We start from the raw sequence: 20,675 nt of genomic DNA, 5'->3' as shown, positions 1-20,675 counted from the left end.
GATGAATGTGTTGCGTAGTGGACTCGTGACGATGCTGCTGCTGGCTGCCTTTAGTGTTCAGGCAGCCTGCAACTGGCCTGCCTGGGAGCAGTTCAAAAAGGATTACATCAGTCAGGAAGGGCGCGTCATTGACCCAAGTGACGCGCGTAAAATCACCACTTCCGAAGGGCAAAGTTACGGCATGTTCTTTGCCCTGGCGGCTAACGACCGTGCAGCTTTCGATAATATTCTCGACTGGACGCAGAACAATCTCGCTCAGGGTTCTTTAAAAGAACGTTTGCCCGCATGGCTGTGGGGCAAGAAAGAGAACAGTAAGTGGGAAGTGCTGGACAGCAATTCGGCCTCCGATGGTGATGTCTGGATGGCCTGGTCGTTGCTGGAGGCGGGGCGTTTGTGGAAAGAGCAGCGTTATACCGACATCGGCAGCGCGTTGTTAAAACGTATTGCGCGGGAGGAAGTGGTGACGGTGCCTGGGCTGGGTTCCATGTTGTTGCCGGGCAAAGTGGGATTTGCAGAGGATAACAGCTGGCGTTTTAACCCCAGCTACCTGCCGCAGACGCTGGCGCAGTATTTCACCCGCTTTGGCGCGCCGTGGACTACGCTGCGCGAAACCAATCAACGTTTATTGCTGGAAACCGCCCCGAAAGGCTTTTCGCCAGACTGGGTGCGCTATGAGAAAGACAAAGGCTGGCAGCTAAAAGCCGAAAAAACATTGATCAGCAGCTACGACGCGATCCGCGTTTACATGTGGGTAGGCATGATGCCTGACAGCGATCCGCAAAAAGCGCGGATGCTCAACCGGTTTAAACCGATGGCGACATTCACCGAGAAAAACGGCTATCCGCCAGAAAAAGTGGATGTGGCTACGGGGAAAGCGCAAGGTAAAGGACCGGTCGGTTTTTCTGCCGCCATGCTGCCCTTTTTACAAAACCGCGATGCACAGGCCGTTCAGCGCCAGCGCGTGGCCGATAACTTTCCCGGCAGCGATGCCTATTACAACTATGTGCTGACCCTGTTTGGACAAGGCTGGGATCAACACCGTTTCCGCTTCTCGACAAAAGGTGAGTTATTACCTGACTGGGGCCAGGAATGCGCAAATTCACACTAAACATATTCACGCTTTCCCTCGGTCTGGCCGTCATGCCGATGGTCGAGGCAGCACCAACCGCTCAGCAACAGTTGCTGGAGCAAGTTCGGTTAGGCGAAGCGACCCATCGTGAAGACCTGGTGCAACAGTCGTTGTATCGTCTGGAACTTATTGATCCGAATAACCCGGACGTCGTTGCCGCCCGTTTCCGTTCTCTGTTACGTCAGGGCGATATTGATGGCGCGCAAAAACAGCTCGATCGGCTGTCGCAGTTAGCGCCGAGTTCAAATGCGTATAAATCGTCGCGGACCACAATGTTGCTTTCCACGCCGGATGGTCGTCAGGCACTGCAACAGGCAAGATTGCAGGCGACTACTGGTCATGCAGAAGAAGCTGTGGCGAGTTACAACAAACTGTTCAACGGTGCGCCGCCGGAAGGTGACATTGCCGTCGAGTACTGGAGTACGGTGGCGAAAATTCCGGCTCGCCGTGGCGAAGCGATTAATCAGCTAAAACGCATTAATGCGGATACGCCGGGCAATACGGGCCTGCAAAACAATCTGGCGCTATTGCTGTTTAGTAGCGATCGCCGTGACGAAGGTTTTGCCGTCCTGGAACAGATGGCGAAATCAAACGCCGGGCGCGAAGGGGCCTCTAAAATCTGGTACGGGCAGATTAAAGACATGCCTGTCAGCGATGCCAGCGTTCAGGCACTGAAAAAATATCTCTCGATCTTTAGCGATGGCGATAGCGTGGCGGCTGCACAATCGCAACTGGCAGAACAGCAAAAACAGCTGGCCGATCCTGCTTTCCGCGCTCGTGCGCAAGGGTTAGCGGCGGTGGACTCTGGCATGGCGGGTAAAGCCATTCCCGAACTACAACAGGCGGTGCGGGCAAACCCGAAAGACAGTGAGGCTCTGGGGGCGCTGGGCCAGGCGTATTCTCAGAAAGGCGATCGCGCCAATGCGGTGGCGAATCTGGAAAAAGCCCTCGCACTGGACCCGCACAGCAGCAACAACGACAAATGGAACAGTCTCCTGAAAGTAAACCGCTACTGGCTGGCAATCCAGCAGGGCGATGCTGCGCTGAAAGCCAATAATCCTGACCGGGCGGAACGGTTGTTCCAGCAGGCACGTAATGTCGATAACACCGACAGCTATGCGGTGCTGGGGCTGGGCGATGTGGCGATGGCACGCAAAGATTACCCCGCCGCTGAACGCTATTATCAGCAGACCCTGCGTATGGACAGCGGCAACACTAACGCCGTGCGCGGGCTGGCGAATATTTACCGCCAGCAGTCGCCAGAAAAAGCCGAAGCGTTTATCGCCTCGCTCTCTGCCAGCCAGCGGCGCAGCATTGATGATATCGAACGCAGCCTGCAAAACGACCGTCTGGCACAGCAGGCAGAGGCACTGGAAAACCAGGGCAAATGGGGGCAGGCGGCAGCACTTCAGCGGCAACGACTGGCGCTGGACCCCGGCAGTGTATGGATTACTTACCGACTTTCGCAGGATCTCTGGCAGGCCGGACAACGCAGCCAGGCCGATACGTTAATGCGCAATCTGGCGCAGCAGAAGCCGAACGACCCGGAGCAGGTTTACGCTTACGGGCTGTACCTCTCCGGTCATGACCAGGACAGAGCGGCGCTGGCGCATATCAACAGCCTGCCGCGCGCGCAATGGAACAGCAATATTCAGGAGCTGGTTAATCGACTGCAAAGCGATCAGGTGTTGGAAACCGCTAATCGCCTGCGAGAAAGCGGCAAAGAAGCTGAAGCGGAAGCGATGCTGCGCCAGCAACCACCTTCCACGCGCATAGACCTCACGCTGGCTGACTGGGCGCAGCAGCGACGTGATTACACCGCCGCCCGCGCTGCATATCAGAATGTCCTGACGCGGGAGCCAACTAACGCCGATGCCATTCTTGGCCTGACGGAAGTGGATATTGCCGCAGGCGACAAAGCCGCGGCGCGCAGTCAACTGGCGAAACTTCCCGCCACCGATAACGCCTCGCTGAACACTCAGCGGCGCGTGGCGCTGGCACAGGCGCAGCTTGGCGATACCGCAGCGGCGCAGCAGACGTTTAATAAGTTGATCCCGCAGGCAAAATCTCAGCCACCGTCGATGGAAAGCGCGATGGTGCTGCGCGACGGTGCGAAGTTTGAAGCGCAGGCGGGCGATCCAACGCAGGCGCTGGAAACCTACAAAGACGCGATGGTCGCATCCGGTGTGACCACGACGCGTCCGCAGGATAACGACACCTTTACCCGGCTGACCCGTAACGACGAGAAAGATGACTGGCTGAAACGCGGCGTGCGCAGCGATGCAGCGGACCTCTATCGCCAGCAGGATCTTAACGTCACCCTCGAGCACGATTACTGGGGTTCGAGCGGCACCGGTGGTTACTCCGATCTGAAAGCGCACACCACTATGTTGCAGGTGGATGCGCCGTATTCTGACGGGCGGATGTTCTTTCGCAGTGATTTCGTCAATATGAACGTCGGCAGTTTCTCCACTAATGCCGATGGTAAATGGGATGACAACTGGGGCACCTGTACATTACAGGATTGTAGCGGCAACCGCAGCCAGTCGGACTCCGGTGCCAGCGTGGCGGTTGGTTGGCGCAACGACACCTGGAGCTGGGATATCGGCACCACGCCGATGGGCTTCAACGTGGTGGATGTGGTCGGCGGCATCAGTTACAGCGATGATATCGGGCCGCTGGGTTACACCGTTAACGCCCACCGTCGGCCCATCTCCAGTTCTTTGCTGGCCTTTGGTGGGCAAAAAGACTCTCCGAGCAATACCGGGAAAAAATGGGGCGGCGTGCGTGCCGACGGCGTGGGGCTAAGCCTGAGCTACGATAAAGGTGAAGCAAACGGCGTCTGGGCATCGCTTAGTGGCGACCAGTTAACCGGTAAAAATGTCGAAGATAACTGGCGCGTGCGCTGGATGACGGGCTATTACTATAAGGTCATCAACCAGAATAATCGCCGTGTGACCATTGGTCTTAACAATATGATCTGGCATTACGACAAAGACCTGAGTGGCTACTCACTTGGTCAGGGCGGTTACTACAGCCCGCAGGAATACCTGTCGTTTGCCATACCGGTGATGTGGCGGGAGCGGACGGAAAACTGGTCGTGGGAGCTGGGGGCGTCTGGCTCGTGGTCGCATTCACGCACCAAAACCATGCCGCGTTATCCGCTGATGAATCTGATCCCGACCGACTGGCAGGAAGAAGCTGCGCGGCAATCCAACGATGGCGGCAGCAGTCAGGGCTTTGGCTACACGGCGCGGGCAATACTTGAACGACGTGTTACCTCCAACTGGTTTGTCGGCACGGCAATTGATATCCAGCAGGCAAAAGATTACGCACCCAGCCATTTCCTGCTCTACGTACGTTATTCCGCCGCCGGATGGCAGGGTGACATGGATTTACCGCCGCAGCCGCTGATACCTTACGCCGACTGGTAAGTTTTCAGATAGCGCCTCTCTTAATGCCGCTGCGATCGGGTATACTCGGGCGGCAATCTGGGATTTCCGGGGGGAGACAATTTGCGCGTAAGTCGCTCGTTAACAATCAAGCAGATGGCAATGGTGGCAGCCGTTGTCCTGGTGTTCGTTTTTATTTTTTGCACCGTTTTGCTGTTCCATCTGGTCCAGCAGAATCGCTATAACACGGCTACGCAACTGGAAAGCATTGCTCGCTCTGTCCGCGAACCCTTATCTTCAGCTATTTTGAAAGGCGATATTCCCGAAGCGGAAGCTATTCTTGCCAGCATTAAACCGGCAGGCGTGGTCAGCCGTGCCGATGTGGTGCTGCCTAACCAGTTCCAGGCGCTGCGTAAAAGTTTTATTCCAGAGCGTCCGGTGCCGGTAATGGTTACTCGCCTGTTTGAGCTACCGGTGCAAATCTCGCTGGGCGTTTACTCGCTGGAACGTCCGGCAAACCCGCAGCCAATTGCCTATCTGGTGCTACAGGCGGATTCCTTCCGCATGTATAAGTTCGTGATGAGCACCCTCTCAACGTTAGTGACCATTTACTTACTTTTGTCGTTAATATTGACGGTGGCGATTAGCTGGTGCATTAACCGCCTGATTTTGCATCCGTTACGCAATATTGCTCGTGAACTTAACGCCATCCCTGCCCAGGAGCTTGTTGGTCACCAACTGGCATTACCGCGTCTGCATCAGGACGATGAAATCGGTATGCTGGTGCGCAGTTACAACCTCAACCAGCAATTGCTGCAGCGCCATTATGAAGAACAGAACGAAAATGCGATGCGCTTCCCGGTGTCGGATTTGCCGAACAAAGCCTTGCTGATGGAGATGCTGGAGCAGGTTGTCGCGCGTAAACAAACCACCGCGCTGATGATTATCACCTGTGAAACCCTGCGTGATACTGCGGGCGTGCTGAAAGAGGCGCAACGAGAAATTCTGCTGCTGACGCTGGTGGAAAAACTCAAATCGGTACTGTCGCCACGTATGATCCTCGCGCAGATTAGCGGTTATGACTTTGCTGTCATTGCCAACGGGGTACAGGAACCGTGGCACGCAATCACTTTGGGTCAGCAAGTGCTCACTATCATGAGCGAGCGCCTGCCGATTGAACGTATTCAACTCCGTCCGCACTGTAGCATTGGCGTGGCGATGTTCTACGGCGATCTCACCGCCGAACAGCTTTACAGTCGCGCTATTTCTGCGGCATTTACCGCCCGCCATAAAGGCAAGAATCAGATTCAGTTCTTTGATCCGCAGCAGATGGAAGCCGCCCAACAGCGGTTGACGGAAGAGAGCGATATCCTTAATGCACTGGAAAATCATCAGTTTGCGATTTGGTTACAGCCACAGGTCGAGATGACCAGCGGTAAACTGGTCAGTGCGGAAGTGTTACTGCGTATCCAGCAACCGGATGGCAGTTGGGATCTGCCGGATGGCTTAATCGATCGCATTGAGTGCTGTGGGCTGATGGTTACCGTCGGTCACTGGGTGCTGGAAGAGTCCTGTCGACTGCTGGCTGCCTGGCAAGAGCGCGGCATTATGTTGCCCTTGTCGGTAAACCTCTCAGCGCTGCAACTGATGCACCCGAATATGGTAGCGGATATGCTGGAACTGTTAACCCGCTATCGCATTCAGCCGGGAACACTGATTCTGGAAGTGACAGAAAGCCGACGTATTGACGACCCTCATGCAGCGGTGGCAATCCTCCGCCCGTTGCGTAATGCCGGCGTTCGGGTGGCGCTGGATGATTTCGGCATGGGCTACGCAGGGCTGCGTCAGCTGCAGCATATGAAATCGTTGCCAATCGACGTGTTAAAAATCGACAAAATGTTTGTTGAAGGCTTGCCGGAAGATAGCAGCATGATTGCTGCAATTATCATGTTGGCGCAAAGCCTGAACTTACAAATGATTGCCGAAGGCGTGGAGACTGAAGCACAACGCGACTGGCTGGCAAAAGCGGGCGTTGGTATTGCCCAGGGCTTCCTTTTTGCTCGCCCACTCCCTATTGAAATCTTCGAAGAGAGTTACCTGGAAGAAAAGTAGCTACCCCAAACTGATTACAAAACTTTAAAAAGTGCTGGTTTGTGCGAGCCAGCTCAAACTTTTTAACCTTTTTGTTTCAATTATGATCCAGGTACATTTCTGTGATGTTGTCTGGGTGTTATTTTAAGGCCGCAGGTACCCCATAACCTTACAAGACCTGTGGTTTTACTAAAGGACACCCTATGAAAACCTCTCTGTTTAAAAGCCTTTACTTTCAGGTCCTGACAGCGATAGCCATTGGTATTCTCCTTGGCCATTTCTATCCTGAAATAGGCGAGCAAATGAAACCGCTTGGCGACGGCTTCGTTAAGCTCATTAAGATGATCATCGCTCCTGTCATCTTTTGTACCGTCGTAACGGGCATTGCGGGCATGGAAAGCATGAAGGCGGTCGGTCGTACCGGCGCAGTCGCACTGCTTTACTTTGAAATTGTCAGTACCATCGCGCTGATTATTGGTCTTATCATCGTTAACGTCGTGCAGCCTGGTGCCGGAATGAACGTCGATCCGGCAACGCTTGATGCGAAAGCGGTAGCGGTTTACGCCGATCAGGCGAAAGACCAGGGCATTGTCGCCTTCATTATGGATGTCATCCCGGCGAGCGTCATTGGCGCATTTGCCAGCGGTAACATTCTGCAGGTGCTGCTGTTTGCCGTACTGTTTGGTTTTGCGCTCCACCGTCTGGGCAGCAAAGGCCAACTGATTTTTAACGTGATCGAAAGTTTCTCGCAGGTCATCTTCGGCATCATCAATATGATCATGCGTCTGGCACCTATTGGTGCGTTCGGGGCAATGGCGTTTACCATCGGTAAATACGGCGTCGGCACACTGGTGCAACTGGGGCAGCTGATTATCTGCTTCTACATCACCTGTATCCTGTTTGTGGTGCTGGTATTGGGTTCAATCGCTAAAGCGACTGGTTTCAGTATCTTCAAATTTATCCGTTACATCCGTGAAGAACTGCTGATTGTACTGGGGACTTCATCTTCCGAGTCGGCGCTGCCGCGTATGCTCGACAAGATGGAGAAACTCGGCTGCCGCAAATCGGTGGTGGGGCTGGTCATCCCGACAGGCTACTCGTTTAACCTTGATGGCACATCGATATACCTGACAATGGCGGCGGTGTTTATTGCCCAGGCCACTAACAGTCAGATGGATATCGTCCACCAAATCACGCTGTTAATCGTGTTGCTGCTTTCTTCTAAAGGGGCGGCAGGGGTAACGGGTAGTGGTTTTATCGTGCTGGCGGCAACGCTCTCTGCGGTGGGCCATTTGCCGGTAGCGGGTCTGGCGCTGATCCTCGGTATCGACCGCTTTATGTCAGAAGCTCGTGCGCTGACTAACCTGGTCGGTAACGGCGTAGCGACCATTGTCGTTGCTAAGTGGGTGAAAGAACTGGACCACAAAAAACTGGACGATGTGCTGAATAATCGTGCGCCGGATGGCAAAACGCACGAATTATCCTCTTAATCTCACCACTTATGCCCGCACTCCCTTCCCCGAGTGCGGGTGTTTGCGCATAATTGACCCCTGTGCCTGAACTTACCACCTGGGTGAGTTCAGGTTTATTTCACTTCTTCCGTGACATTTTCATGTTCTTGCGGTCTAACACGAAGTGTTTTTAACGTCATTTAGACTGACCGACAACGGGCAGTTTTTTATTACCAGGATAGTTGATCAGGGGTTCACATGCAGGGCACAAAAATTCGACTTTTAGCGGGCGGTTTGCTGATGATGGCCACTGCTGGCTATGTGCAGGCAGATGCGCTCCAGCCTGATCCAGCATGGCAACAGGGGACGCTTTCCAACGGTTTACAGTGGCAAGTGCTGACTACACCCCAGCGTCCCAGCGATCGTGTTGAAATTCGCCTGCTGGTTAATACCGGTTCGCTCGCCGAAAGTACACAACAGAGCGGTTACAGTCACGCCATCCCTCGTATTGCGCTAACGCAAAGCGGTGGCCTTGACGCAGCGCAGGCGCGTTCATTGTGGCAGCAGGGGATCGACCCTAAACGCCCGATGCCGCCGGTAATTGTCTCTTATGACACCACGCTGTTTAATCTGAGTTTGCCCAATAACCGTAACGACTTGCTGAAAGAGGCGCTCTCTTATCTGGCAAATGCCACTGGCAAACTGACTATCACGCCAGAAACCATCAACCATGCGTTGCAAAGTCAGGACATGGTGGCAACCTGGCCTGCCGATACTAAAGAGGGCTGGTGGCGTTATCGTCTGAAAGGATCAACCTTGTTAGGTCACGATCCTGCCGATCCGCTGAAACAACCCGTTGAAGCGGAAAAGATTAAAGATTTCTATCAGAAATGGTACACCCCGGATGCAATGACGCTGCTGGTGGTGGGAAACGTGGATGCGCGCTCGGTCGTCGACCAAATCAATAAAACGTTTGGCGAACTGAAAGGCAAACGTGAAACACCGGCTCCGGTGCCGACGCTTTCTCCGCTGCGTGCGGAAGCGGTGAGTATTATGACCGACGCGGTGCGTCAGGACCGGCTATCTATCATGTGGGATACGCCGTGGCAGCCGATTCGTGAATCAGCCGCACTGCTGCGCTACTGGCGTGCGGACCTGGCCCGTGAGGCGCTGTTCTGGCATGTTCAGCAAGCGTTAAGCGCCAGTAACAGTAAAGACATCGGTCTTGGATTTGACTGTCGTGTGCTGTATCTGCGTGCGCAGTGTGCCATCAACATCGAATCACCAAACGACAAGCTGAACAGCAACCTTAATCTGGTGGCGCGTGAACTGGCGAAGGTTCGCGATAAAGGTCTGCCGGAAGAAGAGTTCAATGCGTTAGTGGCGCAAAAGAAACTGGAGCTGCAGAAACTGTTTGCCGCCTATGCGCGAGCTGATACCGATATTCTGATGGGGCAGCGGATGCGTTCGTTGCAAAATCAGGTCGTCGATATCGCGCCGGAGCAATATCAGAAACTGCGTCAGGATTTCCTTAACAGCCTGACGGTGGAGATGTTAAATCAGGATCTGCGTCAGCAGTTGTCGAATGATATGGCGTTAATACTGCTGCAGCCGAAAGGCGAGCCGGAATTTAACATGAAAGCGTTGCAGGCGGCCTGGGATCAAATCATGGCCCCATCGACTGCGGCTGCCGCCACATCTGTCGCCACGGATGACGTACATCCTGAAGTGACGGATATTCCACCTGTACAGTAATGCCTGATGGTGATGAGTTAGCACAACCATCAGGTATTTATGGATGAGCTGGATAGGGGGTAACACTCTATCCAGCCTTTTGCATATGCTGCTTTTACGCTGGCATCGCTTCACGCGGGATAATCGCGCCGCGATACTGAATAACGGTACTTGCGGTCAGGTGCCCGCGTTTCGCTGCGTCTTCCGCACTGCCGCCCGTCAAACGTACCGCCAGATAACCGGCACTGAAAGAGTCGCCAGCTGCGGTGGTATCGATCACTTTTTCTTTCGGCAGTTTTACCGCCGGAACATCCACTAACCCTTCGCCAGCAATGGACACCAGGCAAGAATCCGCCCCGCGTTTCACCACCACTTCTTTCACGCCCGCGTTATGGGTGCGCGCAATGACGTCTCCCACCGGCTGTTGACCCCACAGCGCGTCTTCATCGTCCAGCGTCAGGAAGGCGATATCCGTGCATTCCAGCATTTGTTGGTACACCTGCTGTGTCTCTTCTTTGCTGGCCCACAGGCGCGGACGATAGTTATTGTCGAAAATCACTTTTCCGCCGTTGGCGCGGCATTCGCGCAGCAGGGAAAGCAGCTTTTCGCGGCTGGTCGGGCTTAAGATCGCCAGGCTAATCCCGCTCAGGTAGAGATAATCGAAATTCGCCAGCTCTTCGCAAATCGCCGCGGATTGCTCACTCTCCAGCCAGAATTTGGCGGCGGCTTCGTTACGCCAGTAGTAGAACGTACGTTCGCCGGTGCTGTCGGTTTCAATGTAGTAAAGGCCCGGCAGACGGTTTTCCATCCGTTGGGTCAGGGAAGTATCAACGTTCTCGCCGTGCCAGGCGTCCAGCATCTGCTGGCTAAAACTGTCCGTTCCCAGCGCCGTTACGTAATGAACGGTTAATGCCGCAGGATCGACCTGACGGGCGATATAGACGGAAGTGTTCAGGGTATCGCCGCCGAAACCGCGCTTAACGTCCGCGCCTTTCTCGGAAAGCTCAATCATGCATTCGCCAATCACGGCAATCTTTTTGGACATAGTCGTGAACCTGATCTGTAAAAAATTAGCGTTAGTTTGCGCTGTGGTGGTTTGCTGGTCAACCATATTAAAACAGTGTTCCATTATTTTTTTGAGCCAGAACGTATTCCTGAAAGATTCCGTTGTGGAGTGGGGAAATTTACCCCGGCCAGGCGGTAAAGTTCTGCCCTTGCGCGCCGATAATCTTTGTCGAGTCCGGGCAGCATCACTTTTAAACATAGGACATCTTTGATGATAAGGCAGGTTATCCAGCGAATAAGCAACCCTGAAGCAAGCATCGAGAGCTTGCAGGAACGGCGTTTTTGGTTGCAGTGTGAGCGTGCTTACACCTGGCAGCCGATCTATCAAACATGCGGGCGGTTAATGGCCGTGGAGCTATTAACGGTGGTCACGCATCCCTTGAACCCTTCGCAACGCCTGCCGCCGGATCGCTATTTTACTGAAATCACCGTTAGCCATCGGATGGAGGTTGTGAAAGAGCAGATTGATTTGCTGGCGCAAAAAGCCGACTTCTTTGTAGAGCACGGCCTGCTGGCATCGGTCAATATTGATGGCCCTACGCTCATCGCCCTGCGTCAGCAACCAAAAATCCTGCGCCAGATTGAGGATCTTCCCTGGCTGCGTTTCGAACTGGTGGAACACATCCGCCTGCCGAAAGATTCAACCTTTGCCTCGATGTGTGAATTTGGCCCGCTGTGGCTGGATGATTTTGGTACCGGGATGGCAAATTTCTCTGCACTAAGTGAAGTGCGTTATGACTACATCAAAATCGCGCGAGAACTGTTTGTGATGCTGCGTCAGTCGCCGGAAGGACGCACACTCTTTTCTCAGCTTTTACATCTCATGAATCGCTATTGTCGCGGGGTGATCGTCGAGGGCGTAGAAACGCCGGAAGAGTGGCGCGATGTACAGAACTCGCCCGCATTCGCCGCACAAGGCTGGTTTCTTTCACGCCCGGCACCGATAGAAACGCTGAATACGGCGGTTCTGGCGCTATAAGCTGCCTCATTTTCCGCCTGGCTGGACTATCTTTAGGACTGGCACAGGAAGAATATGAGGAAGCGAACGATGAGCAAGGCAGGCAAAATAACCGCTGCGATTTCAGGGGCTTTCTTGTTGTTGATTGTCGTGGCGATCATTTTGATTGCAACTTTTGACTGGAATCGACTCAAACCGACCATCAACCAGAAAGTCTCTGCGGAGTTGAATCGTCCGTTCGCTATCCGTGGCGATCTGGGCGTGGTGTGGGAGCGGCAAAAACAAGAAACTGGCTGGCGCAGCTGGGTACCGTGGCCCCATATACACGCGGAAGACATCATTCTCGGCAACCCACCAGATATTCCCGAAGTCACAATGGTGCATTTGCCACGCGTAGAGGCAACGCTGGCCCCGCTGGCGCTGCTGACCAAAACGGTCTGGTTGCCGTGGATCAAACTGGAAAAGCCCGACGCACGCCTGATTCGCCTCTCAGAAAAGAACAACAACTGGACATTTAATCTCGCCAGCGATGATAACAAAGACGCGAATGCAAAGCCGTCGGCATGGTCGTTTCGGCTGGATAATATTCTGTTCGATCAAGGGCGGATCGCCATTGATGACAAAGTAAGCAAAGCGGATCTAGAAATTTTTGTCGATCCGTTAGGCAAGCCGCTGCCGTTCAGCGAAGTTACTGGATCGAAAGGTAAAGCGGATAAAGAAAAGGTGGGTGATTACGTTTTTGGCCTGAAGGCGCAGGGACGTTATAACGGTGAACCGCTCACTGGTACGGGAAAAATAGGCGGTATGCTGGCGCTGCGTGGCGAAGGTACGCCGTTTCCGGTACAGGCTGATTTCCGCTCTGGTAACACCCGTGTTGCTTTTGATGGCGTTGTGAATGACCCAATGAAGATGGGGGGTGTCGATTTACGGCTTAAATTTTCTGGCGATTCGCTGGGTGATCTCTATGAACTGACGGGCGTTCTGCTGCCCGATACCCCGCCGTTTGAAACGGATGGTCGGCTGGTAGCGAAAATCGACACTGAAAAATCGTCGGTCTTTGATTATCGCGGCTTTAATGGGCGCATTGGCGATAGCGATATCCACGGTTCTCTGGTCTACACCACCGGCAAGCCACGACCAAAACTGGAAGGTGATGTCGAGTCGCGGCAATTGCGGCTGGCGGACCTGGGACCGTTGATTGGCGTTGATTCCGGGAAAGGAGCTGAAAAGTCGACACGGTCTGAACAGAAGAAGGGTGAAAAAAGCGTTCAGCCTGCGGGCAAAGTGCTGCCTTATGACCGCTTCGAAACCGATAAATGGGACGTTATGGATGCCGATGTTCGCTTCAAAGGGCGGCGCATTGAGCATGGCAGTAGCCTGCCGATTAGCGATCTTTCTACTCATATCATCCTCAAAAATGCTGACCTGCGCCTGCAACCGCTGAAATTTGGCATGGCGGGCGGCAGCATTGCGGCGAATATTCATCTGGAAGGTGATAAAAAACCGATGCAAGGGCGGGCAGATATTCAGGCTCGTCGACTGAAACTGAAAGAACTGATGCCCGATGTGGAACTGATGCAGAAGACGCTGGGGGAAATGAACGGTGACGCGGAACTACGCGGTAGCGGTAACTCGGTGGCGGCGCTTTTAGGCAACAGTAACGGCAACCTGAAACTGCTGATGAATGACGGGCTGGTGAGCCGCAACCTGATGGAGATTGTCGGGCTGAATGTCGGTAACTACATTGTCGGTGCGATATTTGGTGATGATGAGGTGCGGGTGAACTGTGCGGCGGCGAATCTGGATATTGCCAACGGCGTGGCGCGCCCGCAGATTTTTGCTTTCGATACTGAGAACGCGTTGATTAACGTTACCGGTACGGCAAGTTTTGCTTCGGAACAGCTGGATTTGACTATTGATCCGGAGAGTAAAGGGATTCGGATTATCACATTGCGTTCGCCGCTGTATGTACGTGGGACGTTTAAAAATCCGCAGGCTGGGGTGAAAGCCGGGCCGTTGATTGCTCGCGGAGCCGTTGCGGCGGCACTGGCAACGCTGGTAACACCGGCGGCGGCGTTACTGGCGCTGATCTCACCTTCCGAAGGGGAGGCTAATCAGTGCAGGACAATTTTGTCGCAGATGAAGAAGTGATGATAATTGCCGGATGTCTGACATCCGGCAATTAAACAGATTTAGATTGTTGGCAAAGTGTGCTTTGTTCATGCCGGATGCGGCGTGAACGCCTCCGGCTTACAAATCCTTGCTAATTCAATATATTGTATGGAAATTCTGGCCTGATAAGCGTAGCGCATCAGGCTTTTCACTCTTATTACAACGACTGATGTCGCGTCTCATGGGTCAGCAGCAGGGCGATTAACGTCAAGCCAGCCATCGCCGCCAGATATAGCCCCACCGCACCTAACCCGTAGTTAGTCTGCAACCAGGCTGCGATATACGGCGCAACGGAAGCCCCGAGAATCGACGATACGTTGTAAGAGAACGATGCTCCGGTGTAACGCACTTCTGTCGGGAACAGCTCTGGTAACAGCGCGCCCATCGGACCGAAGGTCAGCCCCATCAGACTTAACCCCAGCAGCAGGAAGGCAAAAACCAGAATCGGGTTGCCAGAACCGAGCAACGGGTTAAAGGCGAACAGCGCGAACAGGATGATCAGCGTGGTGATGATTACCATGCTTTTACGGCGACCAAAGGCATCAGCCAGTAATCCGGCGACTGGCACCATCACGCCAAAACCAATAACTGCCATCATCAGCATCCACAACACTTCGTTACGCGGCAGGCCAAGCCCAACTGGCGCGGCGGCGGTACTAAAGGTCATAGAGTAGACCGTCATGATGTAAAACAGCGTATAGGTTGCCAGCATAATGAACGTACCCAGTACGGTTACGCGAACATGTTTGGTCAGCAGCGTACCCAGCGGGATCTTCACCTGTTTTTTCGCTTTAGCGACTTTCTCAAACACCGGCGACTCATGCAGCGACACGCGAACATACAGGCCGATAATGACCAGCACCGCCGAGAAGATAAACGGCACGCGCCAGCCCCAGCTCATAAACTGCTCGTCGGTCAGTAGCCAGGAAAGCAGTAAGAAAGTGCCGTTGGCAAAGAAGAAGCCAATCGGTGCGCCCAGCTGCGGGAAGGAGCCATACAGTGCACGTTTGCGCGGTGGGGCGTTTTCAGTCGCCAGCAGCGCCGCGCCGCCCCATTCACCGCCTAAGCCCAGACCCTGACCAAATCGAGCCAGTGCCAGCAGCAGCGGGGCGAAAATACCAATCGTGGCATAGCCCGGCAGCAGACCAATCACCACGGTCGAAATCCCCATCGTTAGCAACGAGGCGACCAGCGTCGCTTTACGCCCAACGCGATCGCCAAAATGACCAAAGACGGCAGAGCCAATAGGGCGCGCGACGAAGGCGATGGCGAAGGTGGCGAGCGACTGTAGCGTTGCTGCCGTAGGATCGCCCTGCGGGAAGAAGATATGCGGAAACACAATAACGGCCGCAGTGGCGTAAATGTAAAAGTCGAAGAACTCAATGGCCGTGCCAATGAGAGAGGCGACAAGGACTTTATTACGCGAGTTGATCGGCGTGTATTCTTGCTCGTGGTCGAGTGTTGTGGCTGTTGCTTGCATAATCTTTTCTTATTTTTTGGCTAACGAATAGCCATATTACGCACAGCAAAAGTGATATTTCAATGTGTAACAAATTGCGGAAATGGTCAAAAACCAGGCAAAAAGGGGATAATGTTTAGGCCCGTGATTTTTCTTCTATGAAATGCTTCACATAATTTTATAAATAGTGGATAAAACTGGTTTAAGGTTAAATAAAAGTTACCAACTGGATTTATATGCTGGGGTTATGAGTTGGTATGAAATTGTTTGCTCCTGAAGAGATGTAGTTTCAGGTGGTTATGTGCATGTCATTGCCTGATCTCTGGCTGGCTTGTACCCCCTCACCCTAATCCTCTCCCTGAAGGGGCGAGGGGATCGACCGTGCGTTTATCAGGCATTATAAACCAATGAATTACCGCTGCGTTTTCCCCGGCATTCGCGGGTCGTCTTTATATTCGGCGGTGGCAATCCACGCCGCGCAAAACAGCGTCAAACGGGCGAAGAAGTAGAAAAATGCCATCAGCCCCAGCACGGAACCAAATGCTGCGCCAGAGGGGGATTTCATCAGCGATGGCAGGGTGTAAGTCATCACAATTTTAATCACTTCAAAACCAATAGCAGCCAGAAATGTTCCGCGAATCAGGGCTTTTTTGCGCGGACGGTGGCGCGGTAACCGCCAGAAGATCCAGAAGAAAAGCAGATAGTTGGCGAAGATGGAAATCGCCAGGCCAATCAACCGCCACGTCGGTTTCAGCCACTCAATGCTGTTCAGGTGCAGGGCGCTAATAATCATTTGCTGCGCCGAACCGGCAACCGAGGTGATAGAAAGCGTCACAATCAGCGCAATCAACAAACCAATCAGCGAAATAAAATCACGCAGATATTTTACCCAGAACTTCTCCTGATCTTGCGGCGAGCGTTCCCAGACATCGCGCGACTGGGCACGAATCGCTTCACGCAGGTTACCCATCCAGTTGATGCCGGAATAAAGTGCCACCGCCAGGCCGACAAGCCCTACAGTCGTACGCTGCTGAACGGCGGTGTTGATGGTGTTTTTCAACGTGGCGGCTAGCGTCGGATCGCTGATGTTTTGCAGAATTTTGTCGAAGATATCCTGTAGCAACATCGGATGGGAGGCCAGCACAAAGCCCCCTGCGGCAAACGACACCATCAAAATCGGGATCATCGACAAAAATGAGAAATAGGTGATAGCCGCACCAAACTGGTTACCCAGCCGATCGTTAAAGCGTTCTGTCGCGCGAATCAGGTGCGCAATAACCGGTTGGCGTTGGACTTTCTCGGCAGTAGTGGTGACGGTTTCCAGCGCCTGGCTAACTTTGCCGCCTTTCTCGCTATTATCCAACTGCTTAATCGGCTCGTGCTCCAGATCCTGGGTGGGACGTTTGATCTCGTTTTCCTGCGTCATCCGCTCTTTTGTCCTTCTGTCGTGGTCATTCTTAAAAAGTATAGTCGGTCAGTCCAGGTACTCTTTCATTACGCCAGCCAGCCACTGCATAAACAGGTTTACACGCCGGGAAAGCTCCCGACGCTGCGGATAAACCAGTGAAAGGGACAGCGGCTCGGCACGGTAGCCAGGCAACACTTCAATAAGCCGCCCGGCACGCAGGGCTTCGCGCACGGCAATGCGCGGGATCTGAATAATCCCCAGACCGGCAAGACCGGCGGCGAGATAGTTTTCGCGACTGTTTACCGTCAACATGCCGCCAGACTTAAACCACTGGACGCCATTAACGCTGGCAACCTCAAAACCTAACGGATGTACACCCAGGTGCGGTGTGTAACGCACTATTGCGTGCGAAGTCAGATCGTCGGGGCTTTGAGGATAACCAAAGCGCGTCAGATAGTGTGGACTGGCACAATTGACCACGGTCAGTTTGCCGAGGGGACGGGCGATAACGCCATCTTCCGGTGACGCGCCAGTGCGTATCACGCAATCAAAACCATCGTGAAGAATATCTACCGGACGGTCATGGCTACTCAGCTCCAGCTCAATTCCCGGATGCAGATAGAGAAATTCCGACAGACGCGGCAGTAACAGGCTTTTCGCGATTCCTGGCGGGATGTCGATGCGTAATTTACCGCTGATACTGGTGGCATCCTGTTGAAACAGACCGTCCAGTTCGTTGAGATTACTCAACACATCTTTTGCCCGTTGATAATAGGTCATGCCTTCTGGCGTGAGTTTGACCCGCCGCGTGGTGCGCTGGAGAAGCTGGGTGCCAAGTTGATGTTCCAGTGCCTGTATCTGGCGCGAAACACTTCCCTTTGGCAAAGCAAAGAAATCCGCTGCGCGGGAAAAACTTTCCAGCTCAGCGACTTTGATGAACAACTGCATTGCGTGAATTTTATCCATTTCTTTGACCGATTGTTGTTCACAGCGAAACAGTAGCGCGCATATCGCATTGTTTATTGTTTTTTCTAACATCTAATGCCGGGTTTCACAATGTTGTCATGACGAATGTGGCGATTTCTCAGCAGGAAAAGGGCGGAATAGCTTTATGAGAAAGGTGAATTTCCCTAAACAGAGCGTTTTTTTCAGCGATTCCCTTTAAAGTGAACAGAGGACGTGTTGGCTATTTGTGCTTATTTTTGTCTCATTGCCATTTGTTATTTTTGCTTGTGGTCGCGGAGTTTCATTTTTAATTGCATGCGTACTAACCATCAATATAAGGAAATCCTCAAAATTGTTTTAAATAGTGCACTCGACATGTAATTTCAGGCGTTTAGCTGTAACTATTTATATCGGTAACTATTTTCTACGCGTCATCTCTGTAGAATGGCCACCGCCAAATGGCGAATTCTTATTTTTTCTCGCGGGTAATACCCTTCCACTACTTAAGTCTTTTTAACGTATTCAGGTGGAGATTCAGTTATGCAAATAGTCATGTTTGACAGGCAGTCAATATTTATTCATGGAATGAAAATCAGTTTACAGCAGCGTATTCCAGGAGTGAGTATTCAGGGGGCCGGTCAGGCAGATGAGTTATGGCAAAAGCTGGAAAGTTACCCTGAAGCCTTAGTGATGCTCGATGGCGATCAGGATGGTGAGTTTTGCTACTGGTTACTGCAAAAAACCGTGGTGCAATTTCCTGAGGTTAAGGTGTTAATTACGGCGACGGATTGCAATAAACGGTGGTTACAGGAAGTTATCCATTTTAATGTGCTGGCCATTGTGCCTCGTGATTCAACCGTCGAGACATTTGCGTTGGCGGTAAATAGTGCGGCGATGGGGATGATGTTTCTGCCGGGAGACTGGCGAACGACGCCGGAAAAGGACATTAAAGATCTCAAATCGTTAAGCGCCCGCCAGCGGGAGATTTTAACCATGTTAGCGGCGGGCGAATCAAATAAGGAGATCGGCAGGGCGCTGAATATCAGTACCGGAACGGTAAAAGCGCATCTGGAATCCCTGTATCGCCGTCTGGAAGTGAAAAATCGCACCCAGGCGGCAATGATGTTAAATATCTCCTCCTGAAGAGGATAATTTTACAGCCAGCAGGAAGTTAGCGGCTGGCTGTAAAAATATTATGGTTCACCGTACAAACCAATTAAACGGCGCACCACACCGTTAGTCCAGCCAAACCCATCCTGCAACGGATACTCGCCACCGCCGCCTTCGCGAGGAACACCATCGGCAATATGGTATTTCTCGATCAGTTTGTGCTGTTCCAGATAGAACTGATTCACCGTCTTCAGCCAGTTGCGCGCGATTTCATCACCCAGAAGGTCATCGCCGTACATCTTAAATCCCTGAATTGCCATCCACTGTAACGGTGCCCAGCCGTTGGGTTTATCCCACTGTTCACCGGTTTCGTACTCGCTTGCCAGAATCCCGCCAGGTGTCAGTAATCGGCTGCGCACGGCGTTTGCCAGACGATCGGCCTGTTCATGGTTCGCCATACCGACATAGAGCGGCACAATGGCGGCAGCGGAAAACAGCGCCAGTTGCTCGCGTCGCCAGTCGTAATCGCGGTAGATACCGTTTTCATCATCCCAAAGGTAACGGTTTACCGCATCGCGACGGGCACTGGCCTTCTGGCGGAACAGTGCTTCTGTCTCTTTCTCGCCTTTCAGCGCCGAGATGTTGGCGATGGTGCTCTCCAGTTTAAACAGGAAGGCATTCAGATCGATGGGGATGAACTGGGTGGTACGAATGCTCGCCAGACGACCAGTATCACGCAGCCAACGGGAAGAGTAATCCCAACCGGAGGCCGCCCCCGCACGTAAATCACGGTACACCTCGTTGGGCGGGCGACCAGAATGTTTCGCGGTTTCAACGTCTTCAAGCCAGGATTCGTCACGCGGCGTGTCGCGATCGTCCCAGTAACGGTTGAGCAGCGAGCCGTCCGGCATCCGCACAACATGGCGATAGGCCTGATTAGGGATCAACGATTCTGCACCGTCCATCCAGAAGGCATATTCCATTTTCAGGTGGTCGAGATAGCGGCGCGCACCGCGTACACCATCTTCTTCAAACAACTCCACCATCAGCGCAAAAACCGGTGGTTGCGAGCGGCTCAAATAATAGGTGCGGTTGCCGTTGGGGATGTGACCGTAGTTTTCGATCATCCAGGCGAAGTTATCGGCCATGCATTTCAGCAAATCTTCCCGACCACTTTCCGCCAGCCCCAGCATGGTGAAATAGGAATCCCAATAGTAGGTTTCGCTAAAACGGCCGCCCGGGACAATATATGACTGCGGCAGCGCCAGCAGAGAAGACCACGGAATGTGATCCTGCGGTTCGCGGGTTAGCACCGGCCACAGCTGGTCGATATGCTCTTTCAGGGAATTTTGCGGGTCCGATACATACTCGCTGGAGTAGACCTCCGGCAGCCAGAAGTGGTTTTCAACAAACTTGCGCAAGTCAAAATCACGATGACGGCGCACTTTACGGTAGCGGATTAAAATATCCAGCGGGTCCATTTTAGGTGCGCAGTCGGGAAAGGTTTTACTGTCGGGGAAAATTTTCGCCGACTGAACATGCTCGAACAGTTCGAGATAGCGATCGGCAGGCGTCAGCGCATCAGAGGCGGGCAGCCCTTCAATCATCTCGGGTTCCGGTTCTGCCTCGATCATCTCATCCAGTTTTAATTCATACGGGTCCAGCTCATAGCAGAGATCGACCTCGATCATCAGTTCGTCTGGATTAGGGTTTTGAATTTTCTGATTGAGCATAAGGATCCGACCTCCGAAATTCGTCGCT

At 53.1% G+C, this 20,675-nt stretch carries 13 protein-coding genes; 8 read left to right on the top strand and 5 right to left on the bottom strand.

The features are described 5' to 3' along the window. Position 1 precedes the first annotated feature (1 nt). From bcsZ to ACJHX7_RS19450, 5 genes are all read left to right on the top strand, one after another. Entirely contained in the window at positions 2-1,108 is a 1,107-nt protein-coding gene (gene bcsZ / locus ACJHX7_RS19470) for a cellulose synthase complex periplasmic endoglucanase BcsZ (protein ID WP_089583448.1), read from the top strand. Further along, complete coding sequence (gene bcsC, locus ACJHX7_RS19465) at positions 1,090-4,563, top strand: cellulose synthase complex outer membrane protein BcsC (RefSeq protein WP_094030517.1); 3,474 nt, start codon at positions 1,090-1,092, stop codon at positions 4,561-4,563. Before bcsZ ends, bcsC begins: the two co-directional genes overlap by 19 nt. Before the next feature lie 81 nt (positions 4,564-4,644). Beyond that, complete coding sequence (gene hmsP, locus ACJHX7_RS19460; RefSeq protein ID WP_001266310.1) at positions 4,645-6,633, top strand: biofilm formation regulator HmsP; 1,989 nt, start codon at positions 4,645-4,647, stop codon at positions 6,631-6,633. A gap of 182 nt (positions 6,634-6,815) precedes the next feature. Next, positions 6,816-8,102: a C4-dicarboxylate transporter DctC gene (dctA, locus tag ACJHX7_RS19455; protein ID WP_000858214.1), complete on the top strand. Its 1,287-nt coding sequence runs from the start codon at positions 6,816-6,818 to the stop codon at positions 8,100-8,102. 219 nt (positions 8,103-8,321) lie between these two features. Continuing rightward, positions 8,322-9,818, top strand: a complete 1,497-nt coding sequence (locus tag ACJHX7_RS19450; protein WP_001163136.1) for a M16 family metallopeptidase — start codon at positions 8,322-8,324, stop codon at positions 9,816-9,818. Positions 9,819-9,912: 94 nt separating this feature from the next. On the opposite strand, the gene kdgK is transcribed toward ACJHX7_RS19450, so the two are convergent. Then, positions 9,913-10,842: a 2-dehydro-3-deoxygluconokinase gene (gene kdgK, locus ACJHX7_RS19445; protein WP_094030518.1), complete on the bottom strand. Its 930-nt coding sequence runs from the start codon at positions 10,840-10,842 to the stop codon at positions 9,913-9,915. Between the two features lie 231 nt (positions 10,843-11,073). Here kdgK and pdeH point away from each other — a divergent pair, with 231 nt between their 5' ends. Together pdeH and ACJHX7_RS19435 are read left to right on the top strand one after the other, a co-directional pair. Further along, positions 11,074-11,841 carry a cyclic-guanylate-specific phosphodiesterase gene (pdeH, locus tag ACJHX7_RS19440; protein WP_001329855.1) on the top strand — a complete coding sequence of 256 codons (768 nt, stop codon included), beginning with the start codon at positions 11,074-11,076 and terminating at the stop codon, positions 11,839-11,841. Between the two features lie 69 nt (positions 11,842-11,910). Beyond that, a complete protein-coding gene (locus tag ACJHX7_RS19435) occupies positions 11,911-13,971 on the top strand; it encodes an AsmA family protein (protein WP_094030519.1) in 2,061 nt (686 codons plus the stop codon). Positions 13,972-14,149: 178 nt separating this feature from the next. On the opposite strand, the gene ACJHX7_RS19430 is transcribed toward ACJHX7_RS19435, so the two are convergent. The 3 genes from ACJHX7_RS19430 to ACJHX7_RS19420 all read right to left on the bottom strand — a co-directional run bounded on the left by ACJHX7_RS19430 (position 14,150) and on the right by ACJHX7_RS19420 (position 17,825). Continuing rightward, complete coding sequence (locus ACJHX7_RS19430; protein ID WP_001149007.1) at positions 14,150-15,472, bottom strand: MFS transporter; 1,323 nt, start codon at positions 15,470-15,472, stop codon at positions 14,150-14,152. A gap of 391 nt (positions 15,473-15,863) precedes the next feature. Next, entirely contained in the window at positions 15,864-16,877 is a 1,014-nt protein-coding gene (yhjD, locus tag ACJHX7_RS19425) for an inner membrane protein YhjD (RefSeq protein WP_000191259.1), read from the bottom strand. Positions 16,878-16,925: 48 nt separating this feature from the next. After that, on the bottom strand, positions 16,926-17,825 hold the full coding sequence (locus tag ACJHX7_RS19420; protein WP_089583450.1) for a LysR family transcriptional regulator: 900 nt from the start codon (positions 17,823-17,825) through the stop codon (positions 16,926-16,928). Positions 17,826-18,344: 519 nt separating this feature from the next. Here ACJHX7_RS19420 and ACJHX7_RS19415 point away from each other — a divergent pair. Continuing rightward, the gene (locus ACJHX7_RS19415; RefSeq protein ID WP_001167666.1) at positions 18,345-18,947 is read left to right on the top strand and encodes a helix-turn-helix transcriptional regulator; all 603 of its coding nucleotides are present in this window, start codon (positions 18,345-18,347) and stop codon (positions 18,945-18,947) included. 50 nt (positions 18,948-18,997) lie between these two features. On the opposite strand, the gene ACJHX7_RS19410 is transcribed toward ACJHX7_RS19415, so the two are convergent. Further along, the gene (locus ACJHX7_RS19410) at positions 18,998-20,647 is read right to left on the bottom strand and encodes an alpha,alpha-trehalase (protein ID WP_032330065.1); all 1,650 of its coding nucleotides are present in this window, start codon (positions 20,645-20,647) and stop codon (positions 18,998-19,000) included. Positions 20,648-20,675: the final 28 nt, after the last annotated feature.

This window comes from Escherichia sp. WS1451, assembly GCF_046487365.1.
Lineage (GTDB): Bacteria > Pseudomonadota > Gammaproteobacteria > Enterobacterales > Enterobacteriaceae > Escherichia > Escherichia coli.
Note: the sequence above shows the minus strand (reverse complement) of the source record. Positions and strands in the feature narration are given on the sequence as shown.